The organism is Pseudomonas sp. GW821-FHT01A09, from assembly GCF_058986725.1.
On the sequence record NZ_JBYSWB010000002.1, the window covers coordinates 19593 to 30291 of the forward strand.

At 63.2% G+C, this 10699-nt stretch carries 11 protein-coding genes and 1 pseudogene; 6 read left to right on the plus strand and 6 right to left on the minus strand.

What is annotated here, in order from left to right; translation table 11 throughout:
• Genes AC3WJP_RS02355 through AC3WJP_RS02365 form a run of 3 tightly spaced genes read left to right on the plus strand, consistent with a single transcriptional unit; the run spans position 1 to position 3185 of the window.
• Positions 1 to 1029, plus strand: coding sequence for an LLM class flavin-dependent oxidoreductase (locus AC3WJP_RS02355; protein ID WP_493719626.1), 1029 nt, complete (start codon positions 1 to 3; stop codon positions 1027 to 1029).
• 51 nt (positions 1030 to 1080) lie between these two features.
• Entirely contained in the window at positions 1081 to 2079 is a 999-nt protein-coding gene (locus tag AC3WJP_RS02360; protein ID WP_493719627.1) for an LLM class flavin-dependent oxidoreductase, read from the plus strand.
• Positions 2076 to 3185, plus strand: a complete 1110-nt coding sequence (locus AC3WJP_RS02365) for an LLM class flavin-dependent oxidoreductase (protein WP_493719628.1) — start codon at positions 2076 to 2078, stop codon at positions 3183 to 3185. Before AC3WJP_RS02360 ends, AC3WJP_RS02365 begins: the two co-directional genes overlap by 4 nt.
• Here the strand turns inward: AC3WJP_RS02365 and AC3WJP_RS02370 are convergent.
• Positions 3182 to 4252 (minus strand): sigma-54 interaction domain-containing protein, encoded by a 1071-nt coding sequence (locus AC3WJP_RS02370; protein ID WP_493719629.1) that lies wholly within the window; start codon positions 4250 to 4252, stop codon positions 3182 to 3184. The two genes, AC3WJP_RS02365 and AC3WJP_RS02370, sit on opposite strands and share 4 nt — an antisense overlap.
• A 308-nt stretch (positions 4253 to 4560) precedes the next feature.
• Between AC3WJP_RS02370 and AC3WJP_RS02375 the strand changes: the two genes are divergently transcribed.
• From AC3WJP_RS02375 to AC3WJP_RS02385, 3 genes are read left to right on the plus strand one after another with little or no spacing between them, the layout of a single operon-like run.
• Entirely contained in the window at positions 4561 to 5562 is a 1002-nt protein-coding gene (locus tag AC3WJP_RS02375) for an aliphatic sulfonate ABC transporter substrate-binding protein (RefSeq protein ID WP_493719630.1), read from the plus strand.
• A gap of 4 nt (positions 5563 to 5566) precedes the next feature.
• Positions 5567 to 6400, plus strand: coding sequence for an ABC transporter permease (locus AC3WJP_RS02380; protein ID WP_493719631.1), 834 nt, complete (start codon positions 5567 to 5569; stop codon positions 6398 to 6400).
• The gene (locus tag AC3WJP_RS02385) at positions 6397 to 7110 is read left to right on the plus strand and encodes an ABC transporter ATP-binding protein (RefSeq protein WP_493719632.1); all 714 of its coding nucleotides are present in this window, start codon (positions 6397 to 6399) and stop codon (positions 7108 to 7110) included. Before AC3WJP_RS02380 ends, AC3WJP_RS02385 begins: the two co-directional genes overlap by 4 nt.
• Positions 7111 to 7275: 165 nt before the next feature.
• Here AC3WJP_RS02385 and AC3WJP_RS02390 read toward each other — a convergent pair whose 3' ends face one another.
• The 5 genes and pseudogenes from AC3WJP_RS02390 to AC3WJP_RS02410 form a co-directional block, all read right to left on the minus strand.
• Positions 7276 to 7677 (minus strand): ExbD/TolR family protein, encoded by a 402-nt coding sequence (locus AC3WJP_RS02390; RefSeq protein WP_493719633.1) that lies wholly within the window; start codon positions 7675 to 7677, stop codon positions 7276 to 7278.
• A gap of 1 nt (position 7678) precedes the next feature.
• A complete protein-coding gene (locus AC3WJP_RS02395) occupies positions 7679 to 8395 on the minus strand; it encodes a MotA/TolQ/ExbB proton channel family protein (protein WP_493719634.1) in 717 nt (238 codons plus the stop codon).
• Positions 8396 to 8475: 80 nt separating this feature from the next.
• Positions 8476 to 9300, minus strand: a complete 825-nt coding sequence (locus AC3WJP_RS02400) for an energy transducer TonB (RefSeq protein ID WP_493719635.1) — start codon at positions 9298 to 9300, stop codon at positions 8476 to 8478.
• A 260-nt stretch (positions 9301 to 9560) separates the two neighbouring features.
• On the minus strand, positions 9561 to 10274 hold the full coding sequence (locus AC3WJP_RS02405; protein WP_493719992.1) for a transporter substrate-binding domain-containing protein: 714 nt from the start codon (positions 10272 to 10274) through the stop codon (positions 9561 to 9563).
• Positions 10275 to 10289: 15 nt separating this feature from the next.
• Positions 10290 to 10619, minus strand: a pseudogene (locus AC3WJP_RS02410) (ABC transporter permease subunit); the annotation flags it as partial.
• Positions 10620 to 10699 lie beyond the last annotated feature (80 nt).

A 10699-nucleotide genomic window follows, 5' to 3' on the forward strand; every position in this document is an offset into this window, starting at 1 on the left:
ATGACCGCCAAGACTTTCAAGCTGGGATTTCTCAGCCACGTGTTTGGTACCGATCCGGCCCAGGCCTATCGCGACCTCATCGAGCAGTTCGAGGTGGCCCAGACACTGGGCTTCGACGGCGGCTGGATCGCGCAACACCACTTGAACAAGGGCTTCGGACAACTGCCATCGCCCCTGGTGCTATTGGCGGCAGTAGCCGAGCGCACCGAGCACATCGAGCTAGGCACGGCGGTCATCGTCGCGCCGTTGGAACACCCCCTGCGCCTGGCCGAGGACGCGGCCGTGCTCGACGCCATGAGCGGCGGGCGGGTGCAACTGGGTTTGGGCAGCGGCGGCGCGAATCTGGAAAACTTCGCAGCCTTCGAGAGCGTTGCTGAGGATCGCCAGGCGTTGTTCAAGGACGCTCAGCAGCGATTACAGCACTACATCGCCGGCCGGCCGCTCAATGAGCACACCGCTCTAACCCTGCAGCCGCCCGCTCCCAGGCTGGGGGAGCGAATCTGGCATTCCCATGGCAGCACATACGGCGCCGAATACGCTGCGCAGCAAGGCAACGGACTGCTGCTGGGCACCGCGACCCATGATCCGCTGACCGTGCAAAAACCCCTCGCCGATGCCTACCTCAAGGCCTGGAACCATCCGCAGCGAGCACCGCGCATTGGCGTAGTACGGGCGATCTTTCCCGCGCCAGACAAGGCTGTGGCCGCCGCAGAACTTGCACCTGACATCGAACGGCACATCCCGCGGCTGCAGCGCGAAGGGCTGATAGACGAGGCCGTGGACCTAAAGCGCCATTTGCAACTGCTAAACGTGCACTATGGCAGCCCCGAGGACATCGTCGCCGGCTTGCAGGCCGATCCAGCCGCCCTGCCGTACGCCGACTATCTGATCGCAGTGGTGCAATCCGAGAGCTCGACCCAAGTGCAGGTGCTCGAACGTTTACGCCTGCTGGCCACTGAGATCGCTCCTGCCCTTGGCTGGCGCCCTATTCAGAGGTCCCCCCGTTCTGCGTTGCGCCCCAACCAGTGATACCCTCGGATGACCAGGATGTCCGGTTGAAATAATCGTGTGGAACCGCCCATGGCCGTTGAATTTGAGTGGCGCGTCGCGCTGGAACAGTTGGGCGAGCAGGGCCAGTGGATCCAGCTGGCGTTGGCCGCCGAATACGTCGGCCTTGACGGTTTATGGCTGGCGGCCAGCGCCGGGGCAGTCGACAGCCTGGGCGTCGCCGGTGCGCTGTGTGCCCATACCCGCAGGCTTGGGCTGAGCGTGAGCGTGGCACCGGAAGTGATGCTGCCAGCGGCGCTGGCCAATACCTTGACCAGCCTGCAGTCGATCAGTGGCGAGCGGATCACGCTATACCTGCCCCATCCTCGCGAGGGTCAGCTGGGCCGAGCCTTCGGCGAGCAGCTCAATCTGGACCAGCATCACCAGCGCACTACAGAGTACCTGGAGATCCTCGCCAACCTGTTCGCCCCGCAGGGCCGACCCTTCGATTTCCATGGCAACTATTTTCAGCTGGAGAACGCCGGGCATACACGGCGCCTGGCGCGCCCACGGATCATTCTCGACCAGCACCAAGCCCTGCCATTGCTGGCCGCCCATGCCGATCTGTGCCTGTTGCAGTGCGCCGCGCCCCCACAACTCGAACAGCAGATCCAGCGTCTGCGCCTGGCTGCCGCACCACGGGTGCCGGGCTTTGCCCTGCACGTGGGCATCATCGTGCGCGAGACCGCCGAGCAGGCCTGGGACGCAGCCTTGCACAGTTGGCGGCGCAGCGGCATCGATATCGACCCTGCCGCGCCGTCACCCGGTGTCGCGCTGCACGCTCGCAGCCATCAACCGCTGCGGGCGCTGGAGGTCTATCCGCAGCTGTACGCACCCGATGCCCGGCGCCCGCTGCAACTGGTGGGCAGTGTGGCCCAGATCGTCGCCCGTCTCGAAGAGCTCCACGCCATGGGTGTCACCCGTATCATCATCGACAGCGAACCGGCAGTGGCCGAGGTGCTGCGCATCGGCGAGCTGCTGCTGCCCGCCCTCGACCATTTGCGCCCTCGGCGCCAGGAGTTGACGTCATGAGCACGGCCTCCCGACCACCACTGGAGCTGGACTGGTTTCTGCCTACCAATGGCGACGGCCGCCACCTGACCAGCAGCGGCCTGCCCAAGACCCGCTACCTGCAACAAGGGGAACGGGCGCCGACCTTGGACTACCTGCGTCAGATCGTGCGCGCTGCTGAACTGGGCGGGTTCGACGCAATCATGGTGCCTACCGCCAGCGGCTTCGAAGACCCTTGGCTGATCACCTCGGTGCTGGCCCAGGAAGTACGTCGGCTGAAATTTTTGCTGACCCTGCGCCCGGGGCTGGAGCTGCCGGCCTTCACCGCGCAGCGCGCGGCCACCCTGCAGCAGTTGAGCGACAACCGCCTGCAGTTGCACGTGGTCAGTGGATCGAGCCGTTTCGAGCAGCGCTCGCTGGGGGACTTCCTCGAGCACGACCAGCGCTACGAGCGTACCGCGGAGTTTCTTCAGCTGTTCCAGGCCGTGTGGGCCGGACGCGGGAGTCAGCATTACGGACAGTACTATCGGGGCGTCGAACTCGCGCCCTTCTCGCCCAGGCTGCAGGCGCCGCCGATCTACTTCGGGGGGGCCTCGGCCCCGGCGGAAACAGTCGCGGCGCGCCATGCCGAGACCTGCCTGATGTGGTGCGAACCGCCGCCGATGATCGCCGAGCGCGTCGAGCGCATGCGCGGGCTCGCCGCCGCCCAAGGGCGCAGCTTGCGCTTCGGCTTGCGGGTGCACGTGTTCGCGGCGGCCACCAGCGATGAGGCTTGGCAGCATGTGGAGCAGCTGCTGGACGAAATCCCATCAGGTGCCATCGAGCAAGCTCAACAACAGATGGCCGCCTACGATTCGGTAGGGCAAAGCCGACAGAACCGCCTGGTGCAAGGACGCGGGCGAGCTGCCCGGGAACTGGAAGTATCGGCCAACCTGTGGGCCGGTGTCGGGCTGGTACGTGGGGGGGCGGGAACGGCGCTGGTGGGAAGTTACGAGCAAGTGCTCGAACGCATCGAAGAGTATCGGGCGTTAGGGGTCGACACTTTTATCCTCTCCGGTTTTCCACACTTGGAGGAGGCCATTCACCTGGGCAGTGAGCTGCTGCCAAGGCTGCGCGCCCTGGCCTAGTTACGCCCTTTGAGCAGGCCGTGGTTAACCAGCAACGTGCGCATGGCGTTACGGGTGATGCCCAACAGCTCGGCGCTGCGGACCTGGTTGAAACTGCTGAAAGCGAAGGCCTCGCGAACGATGAGATCTTCAAGGTCGTGCAGCAGCGACTCGCCCGGCACCTCGAACAACCTGAGCAGTTGTTGGCGAATCGCCTGCTGGGGCGTGCTCGCCATGGGCGGACCGACCATCTGCTGGCTCAGCCCCGGGGAAAATTTCAGATGCTCCGGACGAATCGGCTTGTCACCCGCCACCAGCAAGGCCAGGTGCACGACGTTCTCCAGTTCACGAATATTGCCCGGCCAGGAATATTGCAAAAGTGCCTGGATTGCGGCCTCCGACAGCATCGGCTCGGCGATCTTCAAGCGCTGGCTGTAGTGCTTGCGGAAGTGCTCGACCAGCGGCAGGATGTCCAGCGGCCGCTCGCGCAGGGGCAGCACCTGTACTTGGGCAACGTTGATGCGATAGAACAGATCAAGCCGAAAGGTGCCCGCTTCCACCGCCTGTTCGAGGTCGACGTTAGTGGCGGTCACCAAGCGAAAATCCACCTTGATCGGCTTGCGCGAACCCACCCGCACGACTTCCTGTTCCTGCACGGCGCGCAGCAGCTTGACCTGTAACGGCGGCGGCAGGTCGCCGATTTCATCAAGGAACAAGGTGCCGCCGTCAGCCTCTTCGAACCAGCCGGCACGGCGTCCAACGGCACCGGAAAACGCCCCGGCCTCGTGGCCGAACAGCTCGCTTTCGGCGAGGTTTTCATTGATGGCGCCACAGTTGACCGCCACGAACGCGCCCTTGCGGCCACTGGCGGTGTGCAGGTAGCGCGCCACCAGTTCCTTGCCGGTGCCAGTTTCGCCATTGATCAGCACCGGAACATCCGCAGGCCCCAGGCGCTGCAAGTAGTCCAGCAATTCCCGCGAACGCGGGTCCGCGAACACCAGCGCCTTGGCGCGGATGGATAACGTGTGGTCCTTGCCACTCTGGGGCAAGGTCAATACCGGGCCGCTAGCGCCATAAACACTGTTCACCTGCGTCTCCTTTCTGCACGCCGGCTGCGGCGGCCGGCGTTGTCGCATCGGGTACCGGCGCTCGCCGCCGACTGCTCTGGGCCGGGATGATCCGGCCTTTTGGTTAGCGCCGAAAGGAATATTTAATTCTTTGCTTATTACCCGACCCCCACGCTCGAAACCGCGATCGGGTCCATGGGAACGTTCTAATGACAGACCTAAAAGTTATTTATTTTGCTGCTGTTACATCGCCTACTCTGCGCTAGCTGTCAATTAGCCATCCCCTGACCCTGACTTCGCTGCGTGCCCGGCCACCCAAGGAATTCACAATGATCCAACCCACGTTGCTTCATACACTGTACCGATGGACCCGCCCGCTACTTGCGGCTGCCGCGTTATCGGTAGGATGGACCGGCGCAGCGCAGGCATTGGACACTCCCCCTGCCGAAGTGCATCTGGACTATGCTTACTACTCGCCCACCAGCCTGGTACTCAAGCACTTCGGCTGGCTGGAGCAGGCGCTGCCGAACACTAAGGTCAGCTGGGTGCTGAGCCAAGGCAGCAACCGCTCGCTGGAGTACATCAACAGCGGCGCCATCGATTTTGCCTCTACAGCAGGCCTGGCAGCAGTGCTCAGCCGCGCCAATGGCAGCCCGCTGAAAACCGTTTATATCGCCAGCCGCCCGGAATGGACCGCGCTGGCGGTGCCCAAGGATTCGCCCATCAAGACAGTGGCTGATTTAAAGGGCAAGAAGATTGCTGCCACCAAAGGCACCGACCCTTACCTGTTTACCCTGCGCGCCCTGCAGCAGGCCGGTTTGAACAAGGACGACGTAGAACTGGTGCACCTGCAGCACCCCGACGGCCGTATCGCCTTGGAGAAAGGCGAAGTGGATGCCTGGGCCGGCCTTGATCCATTGCTGGCCGCCAGCCAGATTCAGGCGGGATCACGCTTGCTGTACCGCAACGTCAACTTCAATAGCTACGACGTGATCAGCGTCACCGAGAACTACGCCAAAACCCAGCCACAGACCATCGAACTAGTGCTGCACGCCTACGAAAAAGCCCGCGAATGGGCGCGCCAGCACCCTGACGAACTGGCCGCGCTGTTGGCCAAGGAATCCGGTTTGCCGCTGGAAGTCGCCAAGTTGCAGCTGTCGCGCACTGACTTCAGCACTGCCCAGCCGGGGCCCGAGCACATCGCAGCACTCAAGGCGGCGGCGCCGATCCTGGTGGCCGAGGGCCTGGTACGCAAAGGCACTGACGTAAACCAAGTGGTCGAGCAGCTGTTCGATCCGCAGTTCAGTGCTGCCGTGATCGGGAAAAACTAAGGCCATGGCGGTACCGAGCAAACGTGTGGCCAGCGCCGATGAAGCGCCCCGGCGTGAACGGCGCAAACCCTGGGTAACACCTTTGAAAGCCTGCGTGCTGCCTGTGGCAATCATAGTGGTACTCGAAGCGGTGGTCAGGCTGGGCTGGGTGCCGGCCTACCAGATGCCCGCACCCAGCGATATCGCTCTGACCTTGATCGATCTGGCGCACGGCGCGCTGGGCAAGCATATCGGTGCCAGCTTGTTACGCGTACTGGTCGGCTTCGTGATCGGCGCTGGGCTGGCGCTGATATTCGCGGCCTGGGTAGGCCTGAGCCGTGAAGCCGAGGCCTACCTGGAACCGACCTTCGCCGGCTTGCGAGCGATCCCGAGCCTGGCCTGGGTGCCGTTGCTGCTGCTCTGGCTGGGTATCGACGAAAGCTCCAAGATCGTGTTGATCGCCATTGGCGCCTTTTTTCCGGTGTACGTGAACGGCGTGGCCGCCATCCGCAATGTTGATCGGCGGCTGGTGGAAGTCGGCCAGATGTACGGCTTCAGCCGGCGTCGTTTGATCTGGCGAATTCTCTTGCCCGCGGCGATGCCGGGACTGTTCACCGGCCTGCGCAGCGGCCTGAGCATGGCCTGGATGTTCGTGGTCGCAGCCGAGTTGATCGCCGCCACCAAAGGCCTGGGCTACCTGCTCAGCGACGGCCGTGAAACTTCACGTCCAGACATCGTTCTGGCGGCGATCATCATCCTCGCGTTGCTGGGCAAAATCACCGATGGCCTGTTCGCCATCGTCGAACGCCGCTGGCTGCAATGGCGCGATACCTTCACTGGCCAGGGAGGCACGCCATGAGCGAGCCCTTGCTGAAAATACATGTACGGCACAAGAACTTCGGCCAGACCCTGGTGTTGCGTGACGCCCAGGTCGCTTTGCACCAGGGCGAAATAGTCAGTCTGCTGGGCCCAAGCGGCTGCGGCAAGAGCACTTTGCTGCGCATCATCGCCGGCCTGGAACAGGACTATGCCGGCGAGCTTGAGCAAACCACCGATCAGGTCGCCTTTGTATTTCAAGAGCCACGGCTGATGCCTTGGCTTACCGTTGAACGCAACATCGGTTTCCACGATGACCAGCACTATGACCAGGCGTGGGTCCGACAATTGCTCGTCGAGGTCGGCCTGAGTGGTTTTGGCGAGGCCCTGCCCAAGGCCCTTTCCGGGGGCATGGCGCAACGCGTGGCGATCGCCCGCGGGCTCTATTCGCGCCCCAACGTGCTGTTGCTCGACGAGCCCTTCAGTGCCGTCGATGCATTCACCCGAATGAAGCTGCAAGAGCTGCTGCTACAACTCGCCCGCCGCCATGACATTGCCTTGCTGATGGTCACCCACGACATCGACGAAGCGTTGTACCTGAGTGACCGCGTCCTGCTGATGGGTAACCGCCCCAGCAACGTACGCGAAGCCCTGACGGTCGACCTGCCTCACCCGCGCGACCGCAGCGACCCGCTGCTGAGCGCGCTCAAGGCGCAGTCGCTGCGCCAGTTGCAGTTGGCCCATGTGATCTGATCGCGCGCCAGTCGCGATCAGGTTCGGGCTCGGGGCAATAGCCGGGATCTGGGCTTGTCTCATCCAATGACCGCCATCCACGTTAAACGTCGGCGCCACCACGTAAGCGCTAAGCCGCGCGAGGCCTTATTGACCGGCGCGGTGCACGCACGCTCCCAGGCATGGCTACTTCGCGGTAATCACCGCCAACTTGGTGATCCCCGCCTTTTCGATCGACGCCATGGCCTTCGCCACCTGCCCATAGTTCACGCCATCGTCGGCTTGCAGCTGTACCCGCACTTCCGGGTCCTTGGCCTTGGCGCCCTGCAGGCGGAAGCCGAGTTGGTCGAGATCGATGGGATCCTTGTCGAAGAACACCTGGCCCTTGCCATCGATGCTCACCACCACGGGGTCCTTTTGCTCCACAGGCGCTACGGCGTCGGTCTTGGGCAGGTTGATGGGGATGGCGTTGGTCAACAAGGGCGCGGTGACGATGAAGACCACCAGCAGTACCAGCATCACGTCCACCAGCGGCGTAACGTTGATTTCGCTCAGCACTTCATCGCTGTCCTGGGTGGAAAAGGCCATTTCAAGAAGCCTCCTTCACGGGACGGCTGGCGCCGGCTTTGTGGGCGGCGACGGGATGGCTGATCACGCGGAAATGGCTCTTCTGCGCCAGGCTGTAGAAGTCGTGGGCGAAGTCGTCGAGGTCGGCCACGGTGAGCTTCAGGCGGCGCAGGAAGTAGTTGTAGACCAGCACCGCCGGCACGGCGACGGCGATGCCCACACCGGTGGCGACCAAAGCGGCGCCGATCGGGCCGGCGACGGTTTCAAGGCTCGCCGAGCCGGCCGCGCTGATGCCCTTGAGCGCCGACATGATGCCCCACACGGTGCCGAACAGGCCGATGAAGGGTGAGGTGCTGCCGATACTGGCGAGGATCGCCAGGCCGCTTTCCAGCGAGCGGCGCTCACGCACGATCTGCTGGCGCAGGGCGCGTTCGAGGCGGTCCTGGTGGTTGATGGCGTGGGCCAGGTCGGTGGCAGGAGCCTCGGCGACCTGGATGGCGGTGTACCCGGCCAGCGCGACGCGGGCGGCGGCGCCGGGTTCCTGCTGGGCCAGGGTCGCGGCCGAATCCAGGCTGGAAGCGGCCCAGAATTGCTTGTGGAACTTGCGGTCCTGGGACTTGAGACGGGTGAACTGCGAGCCCTTGAACAGGAACAGGCCCCAGGTAGCGACGGAGAACAGGATCAGCAGCCAGATGACGGCGGATTCGATCGAAGCGAAAGGCGAAGCGATAAGGTTCATGAGGGTATCTCTTGGTTCGGATTCGTTGGGTTGGCGGCGCTCCTTTGGTGGTGGTGGCCCGCGGGTGGTGCTGAACGGCGTTATCTGAGCTTGAAGTCGATCGGCACGCTCACCCAGCCGGCCTGCGGTACGTCACCCTGCTTGGCGGGCACGAAGCTCCAGCGCTTGACGGCAGCGAGTGCGGCGTCGTCAAGCTGGGTGCGACCACTGCTCTTCTGGATCTGGATCTCGCCCGGCTGGCCGCTCGGCAGGACCTGTACGCGCAGCAACACGGTGCCTTCCCAGCCGCGGCGCATGGCCAGGTCGGGGTATTGCGGCGCCGGATTCTTCAGGTAGCCGGCACTGGCCGAAGGTGGCGTGACCGGGGCCGGCGCGGGTGGCGCTGGCGGGGTCGGCGCAGCCACGGGGGCAGGCGCGGGTGCCAGGGTCGGCTCCGGCTTGGGCAGCGGTTTTTCCACCGGCTCGGCCACAGGTTTGGGCACGGGCTTGTTGACGGGTTTCGGCTTAGGCTTAGGCTTGGGCTTGGGGGCCATCTCATCGACCACGGGCGGTGGCGGCTCGGCGACTGGAGGCGCCGGTGCTGGCGGTGGCGGTTCGACCACAGGCGGCGCGGGCGGCGCCGGCTGGGAAAACTCGATGGTCATGGGTGGCACTTGCGGGGGTACCACCGGCAGCTGCGGGGTCGGCGTGTTGTTGAGCCAGTTGATCACCGCACCATGCAGCACCAGCGCGAACACGCCGAGCAGGATGCCCTCGCGTTTGCTGAGAATCGGCCCGGGGGTACGTTGCAATTGCGACGCCCACAAAGGCGCACGTGCCAGCGGGTTCAATGCCAACAGGTCGGCATTGGAGGGCTCGCGCCATAGCGTGCGGGACGCGCTGGCAGCGCTCTGGACATTGCCCATCATTCAGCTCCTGGTCACACGAATCAAAAGGAGCGGTGCCGCTGCTCGCCGCCTCTCGGCAACCGCTCAAGGCCGCGATGATCAGGGGTTTTGATTATCTCCGGAAGGAATATTTAATTCTTTGCTTATGCTCTTGTCATGTACGGCGAAATATTAAAAAGCGGACACTTAAACAATAAAAAAAGGAAATGCATTAGGCGCAAATTGTATTTGCGCCTAATGCATGGCGAAGCTTCCTGAAACCTTGGAAACCCCTCAGATCAAGGCTTCCATTGCCCACCCTCGACAATCACCGAACTTGGATCGGTGCCGTCGGCCAAGTCCTTGCGCACATACTGGTCATACAGTTTGAGCAAGTACTTTTCTTCGCCCAGTCTGGCGAGTTCGCCATTCACCCAATCGCGCAGTTCGATATTGCCCTTCTTCACAGCCGGGGCGATCGGCGCTTCGTCACCCAACTTCTGCGGCAACACGCGGTAGCCAGGGTTTTTCTTGGCCCAGTTGAACAGCACCAGGTTGTCCTGGGCATAGGCATCGCCACGGCCGTTGGCCAACGCCTGGAGCGATTCGGAGTTCTTCTCGAACTTCAGCACCTTCCAGTCTGGGTGGTTCTTGGTCAGCCACAGGTCGGCGGTGGTACCGGTGGTGACGATGGTGGTCTTGGCCGCCAGGTCATCGACGGCTTTCACCGCACTGGCTTGCGGCACCAATGCCTGTACCGCGACGCGCAGGTTGGGATTGGTGAAGTCCACGGCTTCGCGGCGCTCTGGGGTGACGGTCATGTTGGCGAGGATCAGGTCGACCTTGTCGCTCTGCAGGAACGGAATGCGGCTGGCCGGCTGGACGCTGACGAACTCGATGCGTTTTTCATCGCCCAGCAGATCCTTGGCGAAGCGCTTGGCGAGGTCGGTGTCGAAGCCCACGTATTCGCCCTTGTCGTCGACGAAACCGAACGGCGGCTTGTCGCTGAACACGCCGACGATCAGCTTGCCGCGGGCTTTGATGGTCTCCAGGTAGCTGGCGGCGGGTTTCGGCATGGCGGCGGCCACTTTGCTGAAGCCCGACAACCGCAGGCCGATGGTCGGCAGCGCGAAGTAGATGAAGAACAGCTGGATCAACAGCGGTGTGTTGCGGGCCAGTTCCACATACACCGGCACCAGCCGCCACAGCACCGGCACGCGAAAGGTGACCAGGCAGGCGTTGACGATGGCCACCAACAAGGAGGTGGCAATAGCGATACAGCCCAATTGCAGGGTAACGCCGACGGCCTTGAGAAAAGCAGGCAGCGTGGACAGCGCGAAGGAGTAATCGAAGGTCATGGCAGGCGGAGCGAAGGGAGGAAGTCAGGGTGACTGATCGCGTTGTTTTTATAGCTTATATTCCGCAGCCATCCACCTGA